We start from the raw sequence: 23954 nt of genomic DNA, 5'->3' as shown, positions 1-23954 counted from the left end.
TCCGGCTTCACCTTAAGGTCATGCCGCACAGCGCGGCCCTGAACGTGCCGCACGTCGCGGTGTCGGCCCTTTGGGCCATCTCCGGCCCCTCGGTCGCATGGGAGAGTATGATGAGTGAAGCCGCCCTTCTCCGCGCCCTGGCGGACAAGCTGGACGATCTGGAAACGATCTCGTCCTTCCCGTCCGACGTGACGGAGCCCGGCCCGGTGACCGTGTCGTGGACCGAACAGGCCGACCATCCGGGTTATGCGGCTCTCAGCGAGGCGATCAGCACCCTCGTGGCCCAGCACTGGAACGCGCTCCGCTCGCAAGTCGTCAAGCAGCGCGAATCCGACGTCCAGGCTGCGCGCCAGGCCCTCGTGACCGGTATCCCGGCAGCCGACAAGAGCGCCGCGATTTCAAGCAGCGTCGAAGCCGCCCTTCGGAAGGTGGCCGGCTAACGCCACCGCATCCCGTCACATTTCCTTACGACGCTCGGCCGGCGCCATCATGGTGTCCGGTCGTTGACGTCTGGCGATCTCGCGAGGCGCGTATCGCGTCGCGCGTCCCTACAACGCCGCGGGATGTCCGGCGCAGCGGGTCGCGATCACCTGCACCCGGCTGACGATGTCGGCAGCCCGCCAAGGCTTAGCCACGAACCGCGCGCATGACGGCAGCTTGGTTGGATTGACCAACGGTCCACCCGAGGTCACAAGAACCCCGATGCTCGGCCAACTGCGGCTCACAATGTCGGCGAGATCGAGGCCGTTCAGGCGTCCGGGCATCTGGACATCGGTGAACACCACGGCGGTTTCTCCGACATGACTTTCGAGATGCACCAGCGCCGCATCCGCGGTTGGGAAGTCGATCACATGGAACCCGGATTCTTCGAGTTCGCACACCGCAAGTTCACGCACCAGGAACTCGTCTTCGACGACGAGAACCGTGCAGGCTCTTTGAGTTGTGACATCTTGAGTCATGGAAGACGAACGGCCGATGCCGACCCCGGGTTGCTGACAATTTTAACAATCTAATTAGGTATCATTACTTCCGGGTTACCGGGCTTTTGAGCCGCGACCCTTGCGGTGCCGCACCGGACACCGCAGCGGCGCAAATAACGCGATAGGACATCATGCTTCCAAGCGTCATCGACGCCGTTGCGGCTCTTCGGGAAATGTGGACGCCGCCGTTCCGAGCCGTTGCGGCCAAAATTCTTGGCCTCACGCTGGCACTCGTCGTCGTGGCGGCCGCGGCGGCTCACGCCTGGTTGAGTGGCCTCGTCACCATGCCGTCGCCGTGGCTTGGCACGGTTGTGACGATCCTCGAGGGACTTGGCCTCGCGGTCGCGGGGATCTTTCTCGTTGCGCCGATGTCGGCGTTGGTCGCAGGCTTCTTCATCGACGATCTCGCGGGCTTGGTCGAACACGACATCGATCCAGCCCAAGCCCCCGGTCGCGCGCTGCCGATCGGAACCGCACTCTGGCTCTCGGTCCGCTTCGCCCTCCTGTCACTCGCGGTCATGATCGTGGCGCTCGCGCTGTTGTTGGTGCCGGGCATCAACGCGCTCGCGTTCCTTGGGGCAAATGCCTACCTCTCGGGTCGGCAATATTTCGAGTTCGCAGCCTTGCGGTTCCGCAGTCCGGACGAGACGCGGGCGATGCGAAACGCCCATGCCGGAACGATCTTTGTGGCGGGGCTCTGTATCGCGCTCTTCCTCTCGGTGCCGATCCTCAATTTACTCACGCCGTTGTTTGCCACAGCCTTGATGGTCCGGGTCCACAAACGGCTCGCGCTCCGGCAGATCCTCCGGCCACGCTAAAACAGCGCCACGGGAGCGAATTCGCCGAGGCGAACGCAAGCTTCTCTTGTGAAGCGAATTCGCCGAGCCGAACGCGCTTAGGGCGCCATACGCCCCCGATCGAACTGGCCGGTCTTGCGAAAACGGTAGAGATAACTCGGCACGATGCTTTCCATCGCGCGCGGCTCGATGCCCAGCCCCTTGAGCGTCAGGTCGTTGGCGATCGCAGATGGCGACACAACATTGTCCGACCGCAGCAGCGTGATCTGATCGCGGGTCATCAGCAGCATTTTGGGAAAGGCGCCGAGCAGCAGGCTATCGGCCAATTCCGTCAGACCGGCCGGGATCCGCATCGCATCGAACGGAATGGGAACAAGCAGGCGTTTGCGCCCGGTGACGCGGCACACATAGTCCATCAAATCCTTGAAGGTCCGCACCGCAGGACCGCCGAGTTCGTAGGTGCCGCTTGCGCGCGCCGTGCCGATGGCGGCGGCCGCGACCGCTTCAGCCACATCGCCCACATAGACTGGCTGAAACCGCGTGAGCCCGCCGCCGACCAGCGGGAGGACCGGCGAAATCCGTGCCATGGCGGCAAAACGATTGAAGAATTCGTCCTCCGGGCCGAAGACGATCGAGGGCCGCAGGATCACCGCATCCGGGTAAGCCTCCCGCACGATGGCTTCGGCCTTGCCCTTCGACCGGGCATATTGGGACGCGCCCTCCGGATCGGCGCCGATGGCCGACACATGAACGAGCGTCCCGATGCCGGCGTCACGCGCCGCCTTGACGACCGCCGCCGCGCCAGCGGTGTGAACCGTCTCGAACTGTTGCTTGCCCTGCTCGGCCAGAATGCCAACCAGGTTGATGACCGCGTCGGCGCCGCGCAACGCCGCTGCGAGCGAGGCCGGATAGCGCAAATTGGCCTGCACGGCCGTGATTTGCCCCACGCGACCGGTGGTTTGCGTATGAATGGCGAGATCGGGCCGCCGTGATGCGATTCGAATGCGCCACCCGTCGCGGGCGAGCGCCCGCACGACATGCCGTCCCAGGAAGCCCGAGCCGCCGAACACCGTGACGATCCGGTCGTGAGCGATATCGACACCGGCCATGTTGCCCTCTTTCAAGCCTCGTCGCGACCCGGCCGCCCGTAGGCCGCCCCGACCGCAACCGCAATCGGTCTAAGTCCGCGCGCCACTGGCGCGCCAGACACGCATAGTCAAATGGGAGATTGCTGTACAGATCGATGCAGCCGATCGACCGCGACGCGACAACCAATCGCGTCTCGCCCGCCCCAACGGCAAAAGCAGCGTTGACAATGCAACACCCCGCCCCGTAGAAGGGCGATCTGCGGCCCTGGTGGCGGAATTGGTAGACGCGCTGGTTTCAGGTACCAGTCATCACAAGTGGTGGAGGTTCGAGTCCTCTCCAGGGCACCATTTGTATGTTCACCCATGCCCGCTGGCGGTGAACGATCCTCATAAAAAAGAGTAACTTAAGGGTCGCGATGTTCGCGGCCGTTCGCTATTGCGCGCCGGAAGCCACGATCTAGCGGGGGCGCTTTTGGGGGCTTTCAAATCGGACGTGAGGCGAACCATGGCGTTGACCGATACCGCGACACGCGATGACGCTCGACCTCACGCCTGAGGGCTTCAAGGCGTGGCCGCAGAACCTTGGTCACTCTGACCCTCTGACGACGTTCACCAGCTACGGCACACTCCCGGCGCATCGGCAGGGCGAGATGATCAGGTCGCCGCCGACGCGCTCGACCGCCCTTTGTGACAATGCAGCTGTGCGGGACGCGCTTGCGACAATCACGGCCCGGCTAAGCGCATGACCATTGGCGAAGCGCGGGAAGCACGCTATCCCTGGGCGAACAATCGGACAGCGTGGGTTTGCCATCGAAGACGCACCGACATGCGTCACAGCTGGTCGACCGGCCGCGGGTCGGCTGGATTACGGGATGGGAAATGAACGCCGTCGAGATTGAAGAGGCCATCTCCAAGCTCGCCGAGCAGCCGTTTGACGCCGAGGAGTTTCCGTTCGCCTTCCTGCAAGCGTTCGGTAACAAGGAAACAACCCTCAGGCGCCTGCGAAAGGGCGAGTCGAACAGGTCCGATATGGGTGGCGTCCTTCAGACCAACAATGTCCATATCGCTGTCGCCGCTCCCGGCGGGGTCACGAGCGCCCTTTCCTCGTTGAAGGCCAGCCCGGCGACCATCCGGGCCAAAGCGAAGTTTATATTGGCGACGGATGGAGACACGTTTGAGGCCGAGGAGTTGGCTTCGGGCGAGACCGTCGCGTGCGACTACAGTGCGTTCCCGGATCATTTCGGCTTCTTCCTACCGCTGGCGGGGATCACCACCGTCCCACAGCTTCGTGAGAGCAGCTTCGACATCCGCGCCACGAGCCGCCTGAACCGGCTCTACCGGACGCTGCTGGAGGAAAATCCGGATTGGGACGCCGCCGAGCGCCGCCCCGACATGAACCACTTCATGGCGCGGCTGATCTTCTGCTTCTTCGCGGAGGACACCGACATCTTTCACCCGAGTTACCCGTTCACCGGCACGATCGAGAAGATGAGCGAGCGGGGCTCGTCAAACACCCACGAGGTGATAGGCGAGCTGTTCCGCGCGATGAACACGAGGGCCGGGGATCACGAGGCGGCGGGCGTCGCGCGGTGGGCGCGACCATTTCCCTACGTGAACGGCGGCCTGTTCTCCGGCAGCCTGGACGTGCCGCGCTTCAGCCGGATCGCGCGCTCCTACCTGCTCCACATCGGCGGCCTCGACTGGACGAAGATCAACCCGGACATCTTCGGGTCGATGATCCAGGCCGTCGCCGACGAAGAGGAGCGTGGTGCGCTGGGGATGCATTACACGAGCGTCCCCAACATCCTGAAGGTGCTGAACCCGCTGTTCCTTGACGACCTGCGCGAAACGCTTGCCGAGGCGGCGGGCAACGCACGCAAGCTGCTGAACCTGCGCAACCGCATGGCGCGCATCCGGGTGTTCGATCCGGCCTGCGGCAGCGGTAATTTCCTGGTGATCGCCTACAAGCAGATGCGCGAAATTGAGGCGGCGATCAACGCGCGGCGCGGCGAGCCCGAGCGCGCGTCGGATATTCCGCTCACCAACTTTCGCGGCATCGAGTTGCGCGATTTTCCGGCCGAAGTCGCGCGGCTGGCGCTCATCATCGCCGAGTATCAGGCCGACGTGCTGTACAGAGGGCAGAAGCTGGCGCTGGCCGAGTTCCTGCCGCTCGACGCAGAGAATTGGATCACCTGCGGCAACGCGCTGCGGCTCGACTGGCTGAGCATCTGCCCGCCGACGGGGACGGGGGTGAAGCACCACGCCGACGACCTGTTCCACACGCCGCTCGATCAGGCGCAAATAGATTTCGAGAATGAGGGCGGGGAGACGTTCATATGCGGGAACCCTCCTTACAAAGGCAATGCCGATCAAACCAAGGCGCAAAAGGCTGATCTTCGAGACTGCTTCGAAGGCACTGGATTAAACTGGAAGTCCCTTGATTACATCTGCGGCTGGTTCTGGAAGGCAGCCTTATACAGTCAAGTGACAACGACGCGCTTTGCCTTCGTGAGTACCAACTCGATCTGCCAAGGACAGAACATATCTTATTTTTGGAAAGATCTTCTCGGGACTGGCCTCGAGATAGATTTTGCATATCGATCGTTCAGATGGAAGAACCTCGCCACTGAGAACGCCACTGTGACCGTAGTGATTGTTGGCTGCTCGCGAGTTTCACTTGGGACCGCTTACTTATTTGATGGCGGGGCAAGGATAGAGACAAAGCACATTAACGCTTATCTCGTTCCGGGCGAAGATGTCTACGTCGATAAGAGTTCATCGTCTATTTCTGACTTGCCACAGATGACGAAAGGCAACTATTACGGCCTATCCGAGTCGCTATTGCTCGACCGGCCAGAGAAAGATCGCCTTGTCAATTCCGGGTTGTCGTCGGATCACATCCGTATCTTTAAAGGCGGCGCCGAGCTGGTTAGGGGCACTCAGCGTTGGTGCCTATGGTATCCGCGGCCCGCGCTGCCGGAAGAGGCTGCTGCTCATCCAGAAGTAGCGAAACGGGTAGAATTGGCCCGCCTCGCTCGCGTTGCATCACCCGATGCCGCAGCGATCAGGATGGCCGAGCGGCCACATCAATTCCGAGAAATGCTTTCATCTAAGTGTTGGGCAATTGCGGTCCCAAATGTATCGTCGGAGTCAAGGCCGTACCTCGTTGTGACTTTTGAGAGCAACGATGTTGTGTTTCCGAATACCGCGTTCGCTCTTTATGATGCTCCGCTCCACAACCTTGCAATACTTGCCTCAAAAATGCACTTGGTGTGGGCGCTTACGGTCTGCGGCAAGCTTGAAACCCGACTGCGCTACTCCAACACGCTCGGCTGGAACACCTTCCCTGTCCCGCCGCTGACAGAGAAGAACAAGGCTGACCTGACCCGCTGCGCCGCGGACATTTTGCTGGCGCGGGAAGCACATTATCCGGCCACCATCGCCGATCTCTATGATCCCGACGCCATGCCCGACGACCTCCGCGCTGCGCACGAGCGCAACGATGAAGTGCTGGAGCGCATCTATATCGGCCGCCGGTTCAAGAACGACACCGAGCGGCTGGAAAAGCTGTTCGAGCTCTATACCAAGATGACAGCCGGCGCGGGCGCGGCCAAGAAACAGAAGGCGAGGGCAGACGCGTGACCGACAACAGGAAATCAGTCCCCTCGGTTTCGGTCTCCTACACCCGCACCGGCAGCTCGACCAAATCAAACGCGCTCGGCATGCGCCCGATGCAGGAGCGCGCCTACGAGAAGCGCGGCGAGCAATACCTTCTCATCAAGTCGCCGCCGGCCTCGGGCAAGAGCCGCGCGCTGATGTTCGTCGCGCTCGACAAGCTCGCCAACCAAGGGCTGAAACAGGCGATCATCGTGGTGCCGGAGAAGAGCATCGGCGCCAGCTTCAACGATGAGCCGCTTAGCCGCTACGGCTTCTGGGCGGACTGGCGCGTCGCGCCGCGCTGGAACCTGTGCAACGCCCCTGGCGAGGATGGGGGCAAGGTGAAGTCGGTCGGCGCCTTCCTCGAGAGCGACGACCAGGTGCTCGTCTGCACCCACGCCACCTTCCGCTTCGCGGTCGACAAGTTCGGCATTGAGGCGTTCGATGACCGACTGATCGCGGTTGACGAGTTCCACCACGTCTCATCCAGCCCCGACAACAAGCTGGGCCTCCACCTCGGGGACTTCATCGCGCGTGACAAGGTGCATCTCGTCGCGATGACCGGCTCCTATTTCCGGGGGGATGCGGAGGCCGTGCTGTCGCCCGGCGACGAGGCGAAGTTCGAGAGCGTCACCTACACCTATTACGAGCAGCTCAACGGCTACGAATATCTGAAGCAGCTCGACATCGGCTATTTCTTCTACTCCGGCCCCTATGCCGACGACATCCTCGCCGTGCTGGACCCGGCCGAGAAGACGATCATCCACATTCCCAACGTCAACTCGCGCGAGAGCACGAAGGACAAGATCAGGGAGGTGGAGCACATCATCGAGGCGTTGGGCGAATGGCAGGGTGCGGACCCCGCCACCGGCTTCCAGCTCGTCAGGACTCCGGACGGGCGGACCCTGCGCATCGCCGACCTGGTCGACGACGACGCGGCCAAGCGCGACCGCGTCTCCGCCGCGCTGAAAGACCCGGCGCAGAAGAACAACCGCGACCATGTCGACATCATCATTGCGCTCGGCATGGCGAAGGAGGGCTTCGACTGGATCTGGTGCGAGCACGCGCTGACCGTCGGCTACCGCGCCAGCCTGACCGAGATCGTGCAGATCATCGGCCGCGCTACCCGCGACGCGCCGGGCAAGACTCGCGCCCGCTTCACCAACCTGATCGCCGCCGTCGATGCCTCGGACGAAGCCGTCCGCGAGGCCGTCAACGATACGCTGAAGGCGATCGCCGCCAGCCTGCTGATGGAGCAGGTGCTGGCCCCGCGCTTCGAGTTCAAGGTCAAGAACCCGACGACCAGCGCCGCCACGCCCGGCTTCGACTATGGCGAGGGTGGCTATGATCCAACGAAGTGCAACGTCGGGTTCCACGAAGAACGCGGCGTATTCGAGGTTGAGATCAAAGGTCTGGTCGAGCCCAAGAGCGCGGAAGCGGCGCGTATCTGCCGCGAGGATTTGAACGAAGTTATCGCGACATTCGTGCAGGACAAGCGCTCGATAGAACGCGGCCTGTTCGACGAGGAGCTTGTGCCCGAGGAACTGACGCAGGTTCGGTTGGGCAAGATCATCAAGGACAAGTTTCCCGAGCTGGACGAGGACGACCAGGAGGCAGTGCGCCAACACGCCATCGCGGCTTTGACGCTGACCCAGCAAGCGAAGAAGATCGCATCCGGCAGCGAGGGGGATGAGCCGACACGCAACACCGCGCTCGTCGAAGGCGTGCGCAAGTTCGCGATGGACGTCCGCGAACTCGACATCGACCTGATCGACCGGATCAACCCCTTCGGCGAAGCCTATGCGATCCTCGCCAAGACCATGAGCGAGGACAGCCTGAAGCAGGTCGCGGCGGCGATCGCCGCCAAGCGGACGGCCTTGACGCCTGAGGAGGCGAAGGAGCTCGCCCAGCGCGCCGTGCGGTTCAAGCGCGAGCGCGGGCGGTTGCCGTCGATCAGCTCGACGGATGCCTGGGAAAAGCGGATGGCGGAAGGCGCGGCCGCCTTCGTGCGGTTCAAGGACGAGGGTCGCTATGAGTGACCTCGATCTTGACGAGCTACGCGACGAACTCGCCGACTTCGCTCAGCCCGCAAAGCCGGTCGGGCGCTCCCCGCGTGAGGAGCGAGTTATCGCAGGCTTCGAGGAGATCCAGCGGTTCGTTAAGCAGCATGGCCGGGCTCCCCAGCATGGCGAGGACCGCGACATTTTCGAGCGGCTCTATGCTGTGCGCCTCGACCGGTTGCGCGCGCTGGAAGATTGTCGCGCACTAATTACGCCGCTGGACCATCAGGGGCTGCTGGAGGCCGGCGATCTCACAGCCGCTTCGTCGGCCGATGATCTCGACATCGACGATCTCGCGGCCGAGTTGAAAGGCGCGGCGGGGGAAGCTGGCATAACCCAGCTCCGCCACGTCCGCACCAGCGCGGACAAGCGCGTTGCGGACGAGATCGCCGAGCGGGACAAGTGCGAGGACTTCGACCGCTTCGAACCGCTTTTCGCCGCCGCTCAGCGTGACCTTGAGGCCGGTGTCAGGACGACCAGGCCGTTCGTCCGAGACGCTGGCATGTTAAAGGCCGACATCGCGGGAGGGCAGTTCTTCATTCTAGGCGGCCAGATTGCCTATGTGGCGGAAGTTGGCGAGGCATTTCGCGCGCCGAATGGCGAGACCGACGCTCGTCTGCGCGTCATCTATTCCAACGGGACGGAGAGCAACCTGCTCCGCCGCTCACTCCAGAGAGCCCTCTACAAGGACGAGGCAGGCCGCCGGATTACCGAGCCCGCCGCCGGCCCCTTGTTCGCCGAGGAGAGCGGCCACGACGATCTGGCCAGCGGTACGGTGTATGTGCTGCGAAGCAGGTCCGATCACCCGTTGGTACTCGCCAACCGCGAGGTGCTACACAAGATCGGCGTAACCGGCGGCGACGTATCCCGACGCATCGGTGCAGCCAAGCTGGACCCCACCTTCCTTATGGCGGACGTCGAGATCGTCGCGACCTACAATCTCTTCAACATCAACCGCTCCAGACTGGAGAACGTGATCCACCGCGTCTTCGACCCGGCCCGGCTCGACATCGAAGTCAAAGACAGGTTTGGCAACCCGGTGATCCCGCGCGAATGGTTTCTCGTCCCACTTTTCGTCATCGACGAGGTGATCGGGAGAATCAAAGACGGAACGATTACTGGCTTCACCTACGATCCCAAGATGGCATCACTCGTCCTCAGCGCTCCGACGAATGGCAGCTAGGGTCTGAACCCCACCAGCCGCAGCAGGCGTAGTAAAGGCAACCCTCCGTGGAAACAGCTTTAACAACGGCCATCGTAACGGGATCGGTTGGAATGATAACATCCTTGATAGCTTCGGGGGTAGCGATCTACGTATCGGTTCGTACGACAAAGAATGCTGTTGCCATCAAATTACTTGAGGCAGTTAATGAGCGATCAAAGGAAGCAGTTTCGCTTCAAAAAGAAATATCGAAGTACAAGGAACCGTTGGCGCGGGCATCGTATGACCTTCAGAGCCGTTTATACAACATCTTGCATCTCCGTTTTGTAGAGACGTTCATGTCCGGAGGGACCTCTCGCGAGAGGCTTTACGCTATCGAAAACACGTGCTTTCTAATTGGGCAGTACATGTGCTGGGCGGAACTAGCGCGAAGGGACATTCAATTCCTAGACCTTGGCAGTGACGATGAGACGCGGAACCTGCAGCATCTACAGGACGACATCACTGGCGTTTGGGGAACGGACACTGCCGATCCGACACTGCGCTTGTTTGCAGGGGAGCAAAGGGCAATCGGAGAGGAGCTGATTATAAGCAACGGTGCTGTTTCACAATGCATCGGTCATGGAGCTTTCCTGAAGCGCCTTCCGGAAACAGAGAGTGGGTTGTTGGGTCAGATGCGGACAGAAGTAGCTTCTCTGGAAACTACTCTGGTGCAAGCTACTCCCCGGTTGAGAGCTGTCCAGAACGCTTTGATTCAGCTTTTGGAGCAACTTGATCCAGGCCACGTCCGCTTTCCAGCTACCAAGCGCCGCAGAGCATGATGCACGACGGCTGCGTCCAGGATCATGGCTTGGCAGTCCCTGCAGCGGGGCCTACCCTCCTGTTGATGTTCGGGGGAAATCATCCGGCCCTCGTCTCTGGCGAATCTGCTTCCGGGGGCCGATTTGGGGGCTCTCTTACGACGCTTCAAAAAATAGCTGTTTTGAAACAAATTCTTACGAGTGCTATACGAGTCCTCTCCAGCACCACACCTTTACCCAAGTGGTTGAGCCGCCAGAACTATCGCAAGAACAGAGACTTAGGCCGGCCCGAGTGATACACACGGGTGATACACATGGCCCTGCCGATGTCGCGTCCGTTCAAGCATCCAAGAGCAAAACAGCCTCAAACTGCTCCATAATGGCTGATTGACAGCGTCTTTCGACCATTTGCTAGCATGTCGGCTGGCCGCAAACCGCGCCGTCGTGAGCCGAAGCCAGCGTCTTTGCTCAATCTTCCCCAGAGTGTGATCCAGCGCATTGCCGCCCTGTGCGAAGTTGCGGCCCCGCGCTCCATGTTGTCCGACCTTAATGATCAGTTTCGGCGTTCAGGATTGCGGGAGGCGGTGGCGCGGCATGACACGCCGGTGCTGTTTGACTGGCTGATCGGGGTGCTCAGCTATCAGGGTGTCTCGGACGCCATCGCTTGGGCCTACATGGACCAGCACGGAACGGTGACATATGCCGACATCGACGCCGTTCTAAGCGATCAGCCATCCTGCCCCAAGCTGCGCAGATATTGGCACTTTTACGAATGTCGCTTCGCCAAGCAGACATTCGTGTGTCGCGAGCCAGTGCATCGATGCGCGTCGCTTCTGTCCGGAGAGCCCGGTTGGCTTTCCCAGGCTGATCCAGAAGGCCATTTGGCTGTTTTGCACCGAGGCCGGGCACGACATCTGCAACGGTAAGCGGATCGACGACCGGTTCGCCTGCAGGAGCCAAGACTGCCCGATACGCGAGCAATGTCGGTGCATCCCGCTGCGGAGCAGAGAGCCCGCCCGATGCGCCGCCTGTCTTCCGCTGGGCACGGGCGTACGCCAATGCGGTCGGCCTATTGTCGTCGCCGTTGATCCTGCGATACCGAGTCGTCCACGCTGCACCGCCCAATGAGGACGACTGAGGCCAGCTGGACTGAAACCGTCACACGCAGGAAGGTGGCAGGGATCATCGTCGTGTCGGCGCCCGAGCTGACGTTTTGGCTTTGAAACAGCGTTTCAAGCTCGCTGAGCAAGCTGTCGGCGCGGCCGCTCTGACCCGCTGCTGCAAAGGCATTCATCGTGGGACCATAGTAGCGACGGAACGTATCGACGAGCTCGGAGGGTGGGTGCGGGAACTTGAACACGCACGTGTCCTTGCGGAAGGACACGCTCTCGGGCGAGACGCCAGTCGCCGCAAATCTCTCAATGACATTTGCTTCGACACCCCATGTCATCGGACTGACGAAGCCATCCGGTGGCGGTGGCGAGTAGGCCGCGCTGACCTTGAGGATCTGTGCGACCAGCGTCGGGTCGTTTGGGATCCAGTTGCCCATCACAATCCGCCCGCCCGACCGCGTGACGCGCACCATCTCTCGGGCAACATCGAAGGGGCTTGGGGCGAACATGGCGCCGAAGATGCTGACGACGAGATCGAAGCTCTTGTCTTGCAGATCGACGAGGTCGCTGGCATCGCCTTCCTGGAAGCGGATGTTGGTCAGCCCCAGCTTTTGCGCGCGGTGAGCACCGGCTTCGACCAAGTTGCGCGCGATATCGACGCCGAGAACGTCGGCCCCGAGCTTTGCTGCCGGAATGGCTGTCGTGCCGTCCCCGCATCCGAGATCCAGGACTTTCAGTCCGGCTCGGATTGCAAGACTTTCAACAATTTCTTCGCCGCTTTCACGCATGCACACAGCAATTCGTGTGAAATCACCTTTTTCCCATAATTCCTTGTTCGGGCTCATCGACTTACCCCAATGCAAAAATGCCTGCTGAAAATAATTGGAACCAGCACAGCTAAGGGACAAACAGCGTGCGACCGAGTAACCACTGATCCTAGACGCGAATGTTGCATGCGGAAGCCTACGTGACAACGTAATCGCAACACGATGTCGTTTCAGCATGAGACGTTTCAGAAGCATGATCCGAAGCGGGCGGGTGTCAGAGACATGTTCTAAAAAACAGTATTATTAATGAAATTAAGAATTTTAAATTTTTAAACTGATCCTACTTCGATGTGAAAAACCGTTTCTAAGCAACAATATTGACATATCTACTTGAATAAACTATGGTTGTGTGTGTCAAGCATCGTGTTGACACTTCAAAAACCGGCTCGACACAGCACGTTAATTCACCAGGGGCCCTTCGGGGCCCCTACTCATTTCAGGAGTTCGTCATGAGTGCACTCGCCTATCCCACGCCCACCCCGTTTCTCGTGATCTTCGGTCGCGATCAAGCTGGCAAACCCCACGCTTCCTGGTTCGATCAAGCCAGCGCCGAGCTCGCCACCAAAGCCGCCGGCCTGATGAACATGCAAGCCGTCCCGGTCGAGACCGACGCTTTGCGCGAATTGGCCGGCAGCCTGCCACGCGGTCGCGTGTTTGCAAGCGGCAAGGCCTTCACGCCCTTCGTCAACGGCAAGCTCTATGGCCGCCTGGTTGAGGTCACACGCGACCTGCTCGGTCTCAGTCACGCAGAAGCCAGCACTTCCGACAATCCGACGGGTGAAGCGGCTGAGGATGATGTCGGCGCGGACAGCGCCATGGCCGGCGAAGCCACCACGCCGGCTGCGGATGGCAAGCCCGGCAAGGTGCTCGATCCGGCTCCGGGCAAAAAGGGAGCGCCGCGCGCTGGGCGGACGCGGGCCGGCCCTGGAGGCGGCCGTCGTCTATTCGGACACCATTTTTGCCGGCGCGGTCGGGGTCTGGATCGTCAACCTGCTGGCGGCAGCGTTGCGCGGGTCCGGCAACGTCAAGGTGCCCGCCCTGGTGACCCTGGTCGGGGCGCTGGTGATGATCCCCGCCTCGCCAGTGCTGATCTTTGGGCTCGGCCCGTTGCCCGGCCTTGGCATCGCGGGCGCGGGTGTCGCGTTCGCGGCTTATTACGACGTCGCCACCCTCGTGTTGCTTCGTTACATGGCGTCCGGCCGCTCCGCCCTCGTGTTAAGGCGTGCACCGCTGGAACGACGTCTGTTCGTTGATATCTTGAAGGTCGGCTTGCCGTCGGCGCTGAGTGCGGTGCAGACCAATCTGACCGTCATCCTGGTGACGGGTGCGGTCGGCTTCTTCGGCACAGACGCTCTGGCGGGCTACGGCATCGCGTCCCGGCTCGATTACGTGATGATTCCGATCCTGTTCGGCATCTCGTCGGCGGTGCTCACCATGGTGGGCGTCAACATGGGGGCCGGCCAGCCCGCCCGGGCCCGCCGGATCGCCTGGACCAGCAGCCTCGTCGGTATCGGCTTCACCGAAGTGATCGGCCTCGTCATGGCCTTTGCCCCGGGCCTCTGGCTGCATCTGTTCAGCCAGGATCCCGGCGTGCTCGGCCCGGCCACGACCTACCTGCGGATCGTGGCGCCCGCCTATGGGTTTATGGGCCTCGGCTTCGTCCTCTCCTTCGCGGCCCAGGGCGCCGGTCATATGCTCTGGCCATTCCTGGGCGTCACACTGCGCCTCGTGACGGCGGCAGGCCTCGGCTGGATCGCGGTCGCGGCCTTTGACGCCGGCATGGCGACCTTGGCCATGATCGTGGCGGTTCGCTGGTTGGCTATGCCCTGCTCTGCATGATCGCCATGCGATCGCCGACCGTCTGGGGGCGGTGAGGCCGGCGTCTCCGGGCAGGTCGCCTCTTCAGGGAATGAGACCGGCGGCACGATAGGCCCGGATCGTCCGGTCGTAAATCGCAATGTCCTGACAGCCCCGCGCAACGAGCTGAGCTCCCTCGACGGCGGCGAAGATCGCCATCGCGTGGTCCTTCAGATCCTGCGGGCTCGCCTTCGGTCTGGCCTGCGCGAGAACCGTCTCGAGCCAGGCGACATTGGCCTGGGCAAACCTGTCGACCTCGACCCGCACCTCCGAGGGCAAGTCGTCGAATTCAGCACTCATGATGCCGCACAAGCACATGCGGTTGTCGTTCATCAAGGCCGAGCGGAAAATTGCGGTGTATTGCTCCATGCACCATGTCGGATTGGTCGAGGTGGCCAGCAGTCCGCCCAGATAAGCCGCCCCCTCTTCTGTGTAGCGCCGCGCCAGGGCGGCACCGAGATCGCCCTTGGTCGGAAAATGGTAGTGAACGCTGGCGCTCTTGATCCCGACATCCTTGGCGAGTTCGCGAAAGCTCAGCGCGTTGTAACCGTGCGCTTGAACCGTGGTCTTGGCGGCCGCCATCACCGCCTCGCGCATATCCAATTTTGTCGTCCGTGCCATCATAGCTCCAGTTCTACCAAGCGATAGATAGGGCTTGACGGCGAAGCTTGGAAGGCCTAGCTGACGATCATCGTCGACTATCTATCGATAGACATACAGGATACCGCATGAAAGTCTTCGATCGTCCCGGCTTCCCCAATCCTGCCCGTATCCGCATCGTGCTCGCAGAAAAGGGCATCGATCCGCAAATCGAGTTCATCTCCGTTGATCTCATCGCGGCCGAGCACAAGCAAACCGAGTTTCTCAAAAAAAACCCCTCGGGAGTCCTGCCGGTTCTTCAGCTCGACGATGGCACCTATATCGCTGAATGCACCGCGATTACGGAATATCTCGACACTCTCGACGGCACGCCGACGCTGACGGGCGCGACGCCACGGGACAAGGCGGCCATCCACATGATGCAGCGGCGAGCCGAATCCAAGCTGCTCGACGCGGTCGGCAACTTTTTCCACCATGCGACCCCGGGTCTCGGCCCGGACCTCCAGGCGTATAAAAGCCCCGAATGGGCCGGTCGTGAGGAGTGGGGTCGACGCCAGCGGGACAAGGCCATCGCAGGCATGCGCTATTTCGACGGCCTCCTGCACAGCCAGCGTTTTGTGGCGGGCGAGGCGTTCTCGATGGCCGACATAACCGTCTTTGCCGGCCTGATGTTCGGTGACGCCGCCGGCATCGTGGTTCCGGACTCTCATACCGCGCTGTCCGCTTGGCGCGCGGCCGTCGCCGAACGGCCTAGCGTCAAAAACCGCAGCGGCCAGACGTTCGTCGCCGACGATCTGCGCCGGATGGGCTTCTAGGTCACCCTGAGCCCGCCGCCATCCCTCCGGCCCCTCTCTCAAATCCCATGCTTTCAACGGAGTTCAACATGTCCCATCAGATCGTTCGTGAGGAAGCCTCGCGGCGCAACATCCTCAAAGCTGTGGCGGCCGCAAGTGTCGGCATGGCCGCCGCGGGTGCAGCCCAGGCCAGGACCGCCGAGCCAGCAGGCCCGGGCAACACGACAGGCGACCGCCTGACCACCAAGGATGGCACGGTCCTCTCTTACAAGGACTGGGGCACGGGGCCGGCGGTCGTGTTCAGCCACGGATATCCATTGTCGTCGGATGCCTGGGAGGATCAGATGTTCTTCCTGCAGCAGAACGGCTACCGGGTCATCGCCCACGATCGCCGCGGCTTCGGCCGGTCGAGCCAGCCCGGCAAGGGCTATGACTACGACACCTTCGCGGACGATCTCGCGCAATTGGTGGAGGCGCTCGACCTGCATAAGGCGACCTTCGTGGGGCACTCGATGGGAGGCGGCGAGGTGGCGCGTTACATCGCGCGCCATGGCGAAAAGCGCGTGGCCAAGGTCGCCTTCGTCTCGTCGGTGACCCCGTTTCTGCTCAAGACGGCGACAAATCCCACCGGCGCACCGAAGGAGGTGTTCGACGGATTTCGCGCGGCTGTGCAAGCCAACAGGTCGCAATGGAACCTCGATGTGACTATGCCCTACTACAGCTTCAACCGGCCGGGCGCCAAAGTCTCGGAAGGCTTGCGGCAGAACTACTGGCGGCAAGGTCAGGCGACCGGCATCCTCGCTGCCTATCAGGCGCTTGCCGCCTTCTCGGAAACGGACTTCAGGGATGATCTCCGGAAGATCACCGTTCCCGCTCTGGTCGTGCATGGGAGCGACGACCAGATCGTTCCGCTCGAGATCTCGGGCAACCTGACCGCAAAGCTCGTTCCACACGCCAAACTGGCGGTCTACGAGGGCGGCTCTCATGGCTTGCTGCACGTCGACAAGGACCGTTTGAACGCCGACTTGCTGGCCTTCTTACGCAGCCGATCCTTTTAACGGCGCGCCGCGGCGGGGGCGTCACGATCTGAGGGAATCGAGGCGGGCGGCCCTGGCCTGCAAGGTGGCCGCCCGAAAGGCGACGATTTACGACCTCATCCCGCTACCGGGAGTCAAGTAAGATGGACAACAAGTGAAGATCCTTATCGCGTCTACTCCAGCGACTGGCCATCTCAACCCGCTGCTATCGATCGCGCGGATGCTGGTCGATGACGGCCACGAGATCGTGGGTCTATCCTCCACCGCGATGCGCTCTCGCATTAAAGAAGCGGGGGCTGCATTCCGTGCTTTCCCGCCCGGGGCAGACTTCGACCTCCGCACCATCGAAACTTTGTTTCCCGAGTTGAAGGCAATGCCGACCGGTCCCGAGATGGTGCTGTTCTACATGAGGCGCGTGTTTTTCGATGCTGTGCCGGCGCAGCATGCAGGCCTGCAGGACGTCTTGCGTACGTTCCCGGCCGACGTGATCCTCGGAGACAACTTCATGTACGGCACTTTCCCGATGCTGCTGCGACCACGCTCGACGCGGCCCCCGATCGCGTTATGCGGCACGATGTTTCTTCACATGGAGAGAGACGACCGAGCGCCGAACTTTGCCGGCCTGCAGCCAGCGGCAGACCCTGCTGACATCGAACACTACTCGATCCTCTTTCAGGCACATGACGACGCCGTCTTCGAGCCCGCTCGAGTCCATCTGAACGAACTGATGGAACACCTGGGTGCCCCGGCGCTGACGATGAATATCTTCGATGCTTCGGTCAGGCTGCCGGACGCCTTCATGCAACTGACCGTTCCAGGGTTCGAATTTCCACGGCAGCAGCTTCCCTCGTCGGTGCGGTTCGTCGGCACGCCTCCGATCATACCAAACCAGGTTCCGCTACCCGAGTGGGCCGACGATTTGGATGGTCTGCGCAAGGTCGTCCTGGTGACGCAAGGAACCTTCTCGAACCATAATTTCGACCAGCTCATTGGACCGACGATGTCAGCTCTCGCGAGCGAGCCGGACTTGCTCGTGATCGTCACGACCGGCGGGGGTCCCATGGACAGCTTACGTGGACCAATTCCGGACAACGTGCGCGTCGCTGCGTATCTGCCTTTGAATGGATTTTGCCGAGAGCCGACGCCTTCGTGACAAACGGCGGCTATGGAAGCATCAACCAGGCGCTGAGCTTCGGCGTGCCGATCGTTGCAGCAGGTCTGTCCGAGGACAAGGCGGACGTCAACGCGCGCGTTCGCTGGTCCGGGGCTGGGATCGACCTGGCGACCAATGATCCGTCCTCATCGGAACTCAAAGTCGCTGTGCGTCGCCTGCTTGAGGACCAACAATATCGGACCGGCGCACAACGGATCGCGCGTGAGTTTGCCAGCATCGATACGCGCTCAGAGGTGCTCGGGATCGTGAAGAAACTGGTGGCGGATCGGAACCGAAGCGGCTTGCTCTGAGTATCGCGATGACAGCAAATGGACATAATCCGCAGCGTTGCGGGAGTCTAGCCGATGGGTGTGTCGGGTCAGCATAGGACGATCTCTGGATTCACGAGATGTAGAACCGGCTGGTATAGCCGCCCCGGCGCCTGCCTGTATGGGACGGATACATGCTCGGCTCGGCGAGCACGACGGCGGGGTTCGGAAGCCAGTGCAGCGCGAACGCAGGCCGACACCTTCGTTCCGGATTACCGTCTCGCACCCAACCATCCTTTCCCGGCAGCCTTCCTGGACCCTTAGGCCGCATATAAGGGGCCAGTGATTGAAGCTGACGGCCCCATCGCGCATGCTGGCGAGTCGGCCGGCGGCGGTCTGGTGCTCGCGGATAGCAGCGTTACCGTACCACGACACGTAAGAAGCGGCCATTCCGAATACGGCCACGCTCTCCCGTTGAGTGCCGCGGTTCTCTCAGCCTATCACCTCAGGCGATGGATCGTTAAAGGCCAGCAGCAAGGTGCTTGCGATGTCGCGGGCCTCCGGGGCCAGCAGCCCGCCGGGCAGTTCGCCCGCGGTCCAGAACGACAGGACGCCCCGAAACGCGAAGGCGAGCTGTTTTGGCAGGAGCCGCAAGGCCTGTTCGCGCCGGCTCGGGATCAAGCCTTCGCCGGCACCCAGCGCGAGCGCCCAGAGCGCCGTCGAGCGCGCCCAAACCTGTCCGGGCGCGGGGCTGGATGCCCCGAGCCAGCCCATCACGGCCCGGTTGACGTCCGGCTCCTCCAGCATCACGGCCGCCGCGGTATCGACAGCGAGCAGCACCCGAGCGACGGCGCTTATCAGGGGCGCCGCGGCGGCGAAGCGAGCCTCCATCGCGTCGATCCGCCGTGCGGAAAGCGCCTCCATGATCGCCGCCTTGCTCCCGAATTGGTTGAAGGGCGTCGCGAAACTGACCCCCGCCTCGACCGCCAGGTCGCGCATCGAGAATGCAGCCTTGCCCTCGCGAAGCAGCCGTTCAGCCGCGTCGACCACGCATTGGCGAAGCGGTTCGCCTCGGTATTTGGTGGACGGAAATCCAGTCTTGCTTCTCGTCATGGCGCAATCTATATCATGATATAGAAAAAGTAGCATTCAGGATTTGCATCATGGTATCTGTCGCTTCCAAAACCTTCCTCATTACCGGCGTCAGTTCGGGCCTCGGCCGCGCGTTCGCAGCAGGCGCGCTAGAGGCCGGCCATCGGGTCATCGGTACGGTGCGGCGGGCGACCGATGCCGAGACTTTCGCGGCGCTCGCACCCGATCGCGCCCATCCGCTTGTCCTGGACGTGACGGATTTCGCCGCGGTGCCGGCCGCTGTCGAGGAGGCCCAGCGGCAGGTGGGCGCCAGTGTGGACGTTCTGGTGAACAATGCCGGCTACGGTCATGAGGGCGTACTGGAAGAATCTTCCATCGACGATTTACAACGCCAGTTTGCCGCCAACGTGTACGGTCCAGTTGCAATGATTAAGGCGGTGCTACCCGGGATGCGCGAGCGCCGCCGCGGTCACATCGTCAACGTCACCTCGATGGGCGGTTTCATCACCATGCCTGGGATCAGCTTCTACTGCGGCAGCAAATTCGCTCTGGAAGGCATCTCGGAATCGCTCAGTAGTGAAGTGTCCAGCTTCGGCATCCGGGTGACGGCGCTGGCGCCTGGCCAGTTCCGCACCGATTGGGCCGGTCGATCCATGGACCGCACGCGACGCAGCATTCCCGACTATGACGCGACGATGGATCCAATCCGTGCCGCGCGGCAGGCCAAGAATGGCAGGCAACCGGGTGATCCGGCGAAAGCAGCGCAGGTGCTGCTCTCCCTGGTCGACGCCGAGCACCCACCCGTGCGCCTGTTTCTCGGCGATGATGCACTGGGGCTGGTGGAACGGAAGCTGACAGCCATGAAGGCCGAGATCGACGCTTGGGATGCCCTGTCACGCTCCACCAGTTTCGACACATAGCACGCAGAGGCATATCACGCAGTGCTCGACACGACTGGCGCACACCGCGGGCGCAGACGCCCGGAGCCTTAGGCCTCGGCTGCAAACGCGTCAAAAAACAGCGACATGTCGAGCTGTGCTTCTCGACATTAGCGCGAAAGATCGTGACCGGTCCCGCCGCATTGGTCCGTTTACTTTCTGGAGCTTTGCGGGCCGCCCGTTCGAATCACCTTGCTGACGGGGCGCTCCGCCGCAGAGCTCCGCGCCATTGCCGATGGCGTTCATCCGGCGCTGATCGAAGCCTATGCGGTGCCACCGGAGGATCGCTTCCAGATCATCGAGCAGCGGGAACCGGGCGAGATCATCTACAGTCCGACCCATCTCAGCATCGAGCGGTCCGATGGCCTCGTCCTGATCCACATCGTCGCCGGCCACTGGCGCGACACGTCTGCCAAGCAGACGCTCTACCGCATCCTGGCCGATAAGCTGGTCGCTAATCCGGGCGCCGCGAAGATGCAGGTGATTATCACCTCGAACGACAAGCCAGACTGGTCGTTCGGCAATGGGAGCGCCGCTTCGCCCCGTTTCGTTTCAGGTGCCCTGGCTTTCGGCCTCCCAGCGCAGCGTCTCAAGCCAGAGGTCGTGGCCGCGATGCATCAGACCCTCGTCGGTGTCCCGCAGATGCGCAGGCGCTGCCCCTTTTCCGACCTCCTCCATCACGGTCATGCACCCGTCCGCGGCCGGCGTGAGATACCAGGTGTGGTAGAAGGCCGGTGCCTGACCGGAAGTATAGCCGTACCAGCCGATGCGGCTGTCGGGCACGAATTCGTGCACCTTGCTCTCGATGTCGAGGTCGAAGGTCGTCCACCGGAAGCGCGTGTCCGGCCCGAGCTGCGGGCCGCCGTCGACGATCCGCACCTTGCTAGAATTGGGGTACCACGACGGCCACCTGCTGGCGTCTTCGATCAGCCCGAACACCTTGGCGCAGGGGGCGCGGATGAGCAGCGCGTTGTGGGAGAAGAGGTCTGCAGTCGCCGGATCGAAGCCGGCCGGCCAATGGATGTCGGGCGAGCGGGTGTCCTGATCCTGGCGCATCGTACGGACGGCGGTCGCCGTTCGCGTGCTGGCCTGGGCATCGAGCCCGAGGGAGAGGCAGGCCGCTAAAAGGGACAGGATGGCGGCGGCCTGAAGAGTGCGGTAATGGATCATGGAACATTGTCCTTCAGGTTGCGGTCCCGTGAAGCCGGGAGCCGCGGTGTCGGTGTTTTATCGGCGGGGGCATCCCAGTCGGGCGCGAAGGGCGGGCGGACGTAGCGCAGGTCCTTCGGCAGAGCCGCAATGGCGCGCCGGTCGTGGTCGTCGAGCCTGATCGCCGCGGCGACCAGATTGGCTGCCTGGCTCTCGGGCCGCTGCGCCTTCGGGATGGCCGCGACGCCGTCGTGGTCGAGCAGCCAGGCGATCGCCACCTGGGCGGCGCTGGCCCCGTGCTTGTCGCCGATCGCGCGCAGCGTCTCGTCCGCGGCGGCGCGGCCTTGGGCCAGCGGCGCGTAGGCGGTCATCGGGATGCCGCGCCGGCGCAGGAACCCGAGCAGGGCCGATTGGTCGAGGAACGGGTGGTACTCGACCTGGAGCGCCGCGATGGGGGCGCCGATTGCGTCGACGGCCATCTGCATCATCGGCAGGTTGAAGTTGCACACCCCGATGGCCCGGGTGCGGCCTTCCTCGCGCAGGCGCGTCAGCGTCTCCAGCACGACGCCCATGTCCATGCCGGCCGATGGCCAATGGACCATGTAGAGGTCGACGTGATCGAGCCCGAGCTCGGCGAGGCTCGCGTCGAACGCGCCCCGTATGGCGTCGCGGCTGCCGAGTTGGTCGTGCCAGACCTTGGTGGTGACGAAGAGGTCGCGGCGCGCCAGACCCGATGCCCGGATGGCGGCCCCGACGGCCGCCTCGTTGTCGTACATGGCGGCCGTGTCGAGGTGCCGGTAGCCGAGCCCGAGCGCGCTCTCGACGACCGGCTGGCAATCGCCGCCGGGCATCCTGAACGTGCCGAAGCCGAGCCGGGGCATGGTGACCCCCTGCGTCATCAGGGCTCCCGAGCCGGTCACGGGCGCGGCGTCGTGCGAGGGCGCTTGGGTCATGCGAGGCTCCTGTTCGGGTCGGCCAACGGGTCGACATCTCTCCCGCGATAATGCATCGCCATCGTTGATGACGTTAGCGCGTTCGTGTCACGATGATCGTGACGTCAAGTCAGGAGCGACGGATGGCTTACGATGGGCGGCTGCTCGCCGGGGTGTCGGTGTTGATGGCCGTGGTCGAGGCCGGCGCTTTCGCGCGGGCCGCCGATGCCTTGGGTGTCACGCCGTCCGGCGTCAGCCGCGCGATCGCCCGGCTCGAGGCACGGATCGGCGTGCGCCTGCTCGACCGGACCACACGCGCGCTGTCGCTGACCGACGAGGGGCGGCGCTTCTACGAGACTGTCGCCCCGATGCTCGACGGCATCGCCGAGGCGGCCCTCGACGCCGCGGGGGCGGCCAGGGTCGCGCGCGGCCGACTGCGGGTCAACGTCGACCCGTTCTTCGCCCGCATCGTCCTCGCCGACCGGCTCGCCGCCTTCATGGAGCAGAACCCCGCCGTACGCCTCGAGCTGATCATGCGCGACCACGTCGGCGACCTCGTGGCCGATGGCTTCGACCTCGCGATCCGGTTCGGAGACCCGCCGGTCGGCGGCTTCACCACGCGCAAGCTGGTCGAGACCCGGGTGCTCACCGTGGCGTCTCCGGACTACGTGGCGCGGCGGGGCGCCCCCACCCACCCGTCCGAGGTGGCGGACCACGACTGCATCGAGTTCTACAACGCCGCCGTCGGCCGGGCGTTCGACTGGGAGTTCCGCCGCGGTGGAGAGGTGCTGGCGGTCAAGCCCGCGGCGCGGCTCATGGTGTCGGACGTGGGCACCATGCTGACGGCTTGCGAGGCGGGGGCCGGCCTCGCGCAGATCCTTGAGCTCGGGGCGCGGCACCTCATTAAGCGGGGCACGCTCGTTCCCGTGCTGGCCGACTGGTCCGACGAGCGCTTCCCCCTCTACGCCCTTTTCCCCTCGCACCGGCACCGAACCGCCAAGGTGAGGGCCTTCGTCCAGTTCTGCGACGCCATCCTGGGGGAGCACGAGCGCGCGCCGGGTCCCGTACTGGAGGAGGCGCTCTCACGGCTACGCACGCACGCAGCAGTCCGACAAGAGCGTAGAGGGTCAGAGCCCTGACGCGTTGGCCTCGTCCGCCGCGAAGGCCTGCAGCGCAGCATCGATGAAGGACCGCAGCTTCGCGGTCTGCCGCCGTTCCGCTTGGTGGAGCAGGCTCATCGGGAGCGGCCGCAAGGTGTAGTCCTGCAATACGAGTTCCGCACCTACTGGCTCACCCCGGGCGGACTGCCGGCGACGCTCGCGGCATGGGAAGCGGCGATCGGACCAGCCCGCGACTACACGGAGCACCTCGTCGTCAACATGTACGCTCTCGATGGCGCACCGCGGATCACGCACATCTGGGGCTTCACTTGGAGGAGAGAGCAACTTTGCGTGCGCGCGCGTACGGGGCCGGTCTTTAGCGTCCAAAGGGCGGCCCCGAATACATCGCCGAGGCGACCGCGACGATCGCCTTGCCGCGAGAGTTGTCACCCCTCACCTAAGCCGTTCCTCCAACTCGCGGGCACTGATCACACAACGGCCAGAGCGTCACTCGCGCCGGTCTCGTAAAGGCCGATGATGTGGGATGCCG

The 23954-nt window shown here is 62.9% G+C and carries 24 protein-coding genes, 1 tRNA gene and 2 pseudogenes; 19 read left to right on the top strand and 8 right to left on the bottom strand.

Features of this window, described 5'->3' with window-relative positions; all coding sequences use genetic code 11:
* The first annotated feature begins 110 nt into the window (after positions 1 to 110).
* Complete coding sequence (locus LGH83_RS16370; RefSeq protein WP_227399566.1) at positions 111 to 440, top strand: hypothetical protein; 330 nt, start codon at positions 111 to 113, stop codon at positions 438 to 440.
* 108 nt (positions 441 to 548) lie between these two features.
* Here LGH83_RS16370 and LGH83_RS16365 read toward each other — a convergent pair whose 3' ends face one another.
* On the bottom strand, positions 549 to 959 hold the full coding sequence (locus LGH83_RS16365) for a response regulator (protein WP_131114464.1): 411 nt from the start codon (positions 957 to 959) through the stop codon (positions 549 to 551).
* A 152-nt stretch (positions 960 to 1111) separates the two neighbouring features.
* Between LGH83_RS16365 and LGH83_RS16360 the strand changes: the two genes are divergently transcribed.
* Positions 1112 to 1798, top strand: coding sequence for a sulfate transporter family protein (locus LGH83_RS16360; protein ID WP_227399565.1), 687 nt, complete (start codon positions 1112 to 1114; stop codon positions 1796 to 1798).
* A 77-nt stretch (positions 1799 to 1875) separates the two neighbouring features.
* On the opposite strand, the gene LGH83_RS16355 is transcribed toward LGH83_RS16360, so the two are convergent.
* Entirely contained in the window at positions 1876 to 2886 is a 1011-nt protein-coding gene (locus LGH83_RS16355) for a complex I NDUFA9 subunit family protein (protein ID WP_227399564.1), read from the bottom strand.
* Positions 2887 to 3127: 241 nt separating this feature from the next.
* On the opposite strand from LGH83_RS16355, the gene LGH83_RS16350 reads away from it, so the two are divergent.
* The 7 genes from LGH83_RS16350 (at position 3128) to LGH83_RS16320 (ending at position 11470) form a co-directional block, all read left to right on the top strand.
* Positions 3128 to 3213, top strand: a tRNA-Leu gene (locus LGH83_RS16350).
* A gap of 185 nt (positions 3214 to 3398) precedes the next feature.
* A complete protein-coding gene (locus LGH83_RS16345; protein WP_227399563.1) occupies positions 3399 to 3611 on the top strand; it encodes a hypothetical protein in 213 nt (70 codons plus the stop codon).
* 133 nt (positions 3612 to 3744) lie between these two features.
* The gene (locus LGH83_RS16340) at positions 3745 to 6507 is read left to right on the top strand and encodes a class I SAM-dependent DNA methyltransferase (RefSeq protein ID WP_227399562.1); all 2763 of its coding nucleotides are present in this window, start codon (positions 3745 to 3747) and stop codon (positions 6505 to 6507) included.
* Positions 6504 to 8561, top strand: coding sequence for a DEAD/DEAH box helicase (locus LGH83_RS16335; RefSeq protein ID WP_227399561.1), 2058 nt, complete (start codon positions 6504 to 6506; stop codon positions 8559 to 8561). Before LGH83_RS16340 ends, LGH83_RS16335 begins: the two co-directional genes overlap by 4 nt.
* A complete protein-coding gene (locus LGH83_RS16330; RefSeq protein ID WP_227399560.1) occupies positions 8554 to 9765 on the top strand; it encodes a GIY-YIG nuclease family protein in 1212 nt (403 codons plus the stop codon). The genes LGH83_RS16335 and LGH83_RS16330 overlap by 8 nt, the downstream gene beginning before the upstream one ends.
* A gap of 47 nt (positions 9766 to 9812) precedes the next feature.
* On the top strand, positions 9813 to 10565 hold the full coding sequence (locus tag LGH83_RS16325; RefSeq protein ID WP_227399559.1) for a hypothetical protein: 753 nt from the start codon (positions 9813 to 9815) through the stop codon (positions 10563 to 10565).
* A 395-nt stretch (positions 10566 to 10960) separates the two neighbouring features.
* Positions 10961 to 11470, top strand: coding sequence for a hypothetical protein (locus LGH83_RS16320; protein ID WP_227399558.1), 510 nt, complete (start codon positions 10961 to 10963; stop codon positions 11468 to 11470).
* A 143-nt stretch (positions 11471 to 11613) separates the two neighbouring features.
* On the opposite strand, the gene LGH83_RS16315 is transcribed toward LGH83_RS16320, so the two are convergent.
* Positions 11614 to 12678, bottom strand: a complete 1065-nt coding sequence (locus tag LGH83_RS16315) for a class I SAM-dependent methyltransferase (protein WP_227399557.1) — start codon at positions 12676 to 12678, stop codon at positions 11614 to 11616.
* 702 nt (positions 12679 to 13380) lie between these two features.
* Here LGH83_RS16315 and LGH83_RS16310 point away from each other — a divergent pair.
* Positions 13381 to 14357, top strand: a pseudogene (locus LGH83_RS16310) (MATE family efflux transporter); the annotation flags it as partial.
* A gap of 28 nt (positions 14358 to 14385) precedes the next feature.
* Here the strand turns inward: LGH83_RS16310 and LGH83_RS16305 are convergent.
* Positions 14386 to 14964 (bottom strand): TetR/AcrR family transcriptional regulator, encoded by a 579-nt coding sequence (locus LGH83_RS16305; protein WP_227399556.1) that lies wholly within the window; start codon positions 14962 to 14964, stop codon positions 14386 to 14388.
* 104 nt (positions 14965 to 15068) lie between these two features.
* Between LGH83_RS16305 and LGH83_RS16300 the strand changes: the two genes are divergently transcribed.
* The 5 genes from LGH83_RS16300 to LGH83_RS16280 all read left to right on the top strand — a co-directional run bounded on the left by LGH83_RS16300 (position 15069) and on the right by LGH83_RS16280 (position 18517).
* Positions 15069 to 15755, top strand: coding sequence for a glutathione S-transferase family protein (locus LGH83_RS16300; RefSeq protein ID WP_227399555.1), 687 nt, complete (start codon positions 15069 to 15071; stop codon positions 15753 to 15755).
* A gap of 68 nt (positions 15756 to 15823) precedes the next feature.
* Positions 15824 to 16792 carry an alpha/beta fold hydrolase gene (locus tag LGH83_RS16295; protein WP_227399554.1) on the top strand — a complete coding sequence of 323 codons (969 nt, stop codon included), beginning with the start codon at positions 15824 to 15826 and terminating at the stop codon, positions 16790 to 16792.
* A 133-nt stretch (positions 16793 to 16925) separates the two neighbouring features.
* The gene (locus LGH83_RS16290; RefSeq protein ID WP_227399553.1) at positions 16926 to 17924 is read left to right on the top strand and encodes a glycosyltransferase; all 999 of its coding nucleotides are present in this window, start codon (positions 16926 to 16928) and stop codon (positions 17922 to 17924) included.
* A complete protein-coding gene (locus LGH83_RS16285; RefSeq protein ID WP_264479025.1) occupies positions 17921 to 18235 on the top strand; it encodes a glycosyltransferase in 315 nt (104 codons plus the stop codon). The genes LGH83_RS16290 and LGH83_RS16285 overlap by 4 nt, the downstream gene beginning before the upstream one ends.
* A gap of 54 nt (positions 18236 to 18289) precedes the next feature.
* Positions 18290 to 18517 carry an alpha/beta hydrolase fold domain-containing protein gene (locus tag LGH83_RS16280; protein ID WP_227399551.1) on the top strand — a complete coding sequence of 76 codons (228 nt, stop codon included), beginning with the start codon at positions 18290 to 18292 and terminating at the stop codon, positions 18515 to 18517.
* 168 nt (positions 18518 to 18685) lie between these two features.
* Here LGH83_RS16280 and LGH83_RS16275 read toward each other — a convergent pair whose 3' ends face one another.
* The gene (locus LGH83_RS16275) at positions 18686 to 19243 is read right to left on the bottom strand and encodes a TetR/AcrR family transcriptional regulator (protein WP_227399550.1); all 558 of its coding nucleotides are present in this window, start codon (positions 19241 to 19243) and stop codon (positions 18686 to 18688) included.
* A 113-nt stretch (positions 19244 to 19356) separates the two neighbouring features.
* Between LGH83_RS16275 and LGH83_RS16270 the strand changes: the two genes are divergently transcribed.
* Positions 19357 to 20205, top strand: a complete 849-nt coding sequence (locus LGH83_RS16270; RefSeq protein WP_227399549.1) for an oxidoreductase — start codon at positions 19357 to 19359, stop codon at positions 20203 to 20205.
* 210 nt (positions 20206 to 20415) lie between these two features.
* Positions 20416 to 20685: pseudogene (locus tag LGH83_RS16265) on the top strand (tautomerase family protein); the annotation flags it as partial.
* Positions 20686 to 20775: 90 nt separating this feature from the next.
* Here the strand turns inward: LGH83_RS16265 and LGH83_RS16260 are convergent.
* Together LGH83_RS16260 and LGH83_RS16255 are read right to left on the bottom strand one after the other, a co-directional pair.
* Entirely contained in the window at positions 20776 to 21393 is a 618-nt protein-coding gene (locus LGH83_RS16260; protein ID WP_227399548.1) for an SRPBCC family protein, read from the bottom strand.
* Entirely contained in the window at positions 21390 to 22325 is a 936-nt protein-coding gene (locus LGH83_RS16255) for an aldo/keto reductase (protein ID WP_227399547.1), read from the bottom strand. The genes LGH83_RS16260 and LGH83_RS16255 overlap by 4 nt, the downstream gene beginning before the upstream one ends.
* Before the next feature lie 122 nt (positions 22326 to 22447).
* Between LGH83_RS16255 and LGH83_RS16250 the strand changes: the two genes are divergently transcribed.
* Positions 22448 to 23443: a LysR family transcriptional regulator gene (locus LGH83_RS16250; protein ID WP_227399546.1), complete on the top strand. Its 996-nt coding sequence runs from the start codon at positions 22448 to 22450 to the stop codon at positions 23441 to 23443.
* On the opposite strand, the gene LGH83_RS16245 is transcribed toward LGH83_RS16250, so the two are convergent.
* Positions 23432 to 23572: a hypothetical protein gene (locus LGH83_RS16245; protein WP_227401951.1), complete on the bottom strand. Its 141-nt coding sequence runs from the start codon at positions 23570 to 23572 to the stop codon at positions 23432 to 23434. The two genes, LGH83_RS16250 and LGH83_RS16245, sit on opposite strands and share 12 nt — an antisense overlap.
* Here LGH83_RS16245 and LGH83_RS16240 point away from each other — a divergent pair.
* Positions 23528 to 23932, top strand: a complete 405-nt coding sequence (locus LGH83_RS16240) for an NIPSNAP family protein (protein ID WP_227401891.1) — start codon at positions 23528 to 23530, stop codon at positions 23930 to 23932. The two genes, LGH83_RS16245 and LGH83_RS16240, sit on opposite strands and share 45 nt — an antisense overlap.
* The last annotated feature ends 22 nt before the right edge of the window (positions 23933 to 23954 follow it).

It is taken from the genome of Lichenihabitans sp. PAMC28606, assembly GCF_020616535.1.
GTDB lineage: Bacteria > Pseudomonadota > Alphaproteobacteria > Rhizobiales > Beijerinckiaceae > Lichenihabitans > Lichenihabitans psoromatis.
The sequence above is the reverse complement of the archived record's forward strand: the minus strand, read 5'-3'. Positions and strand labels throughout refer to the sequence as shown.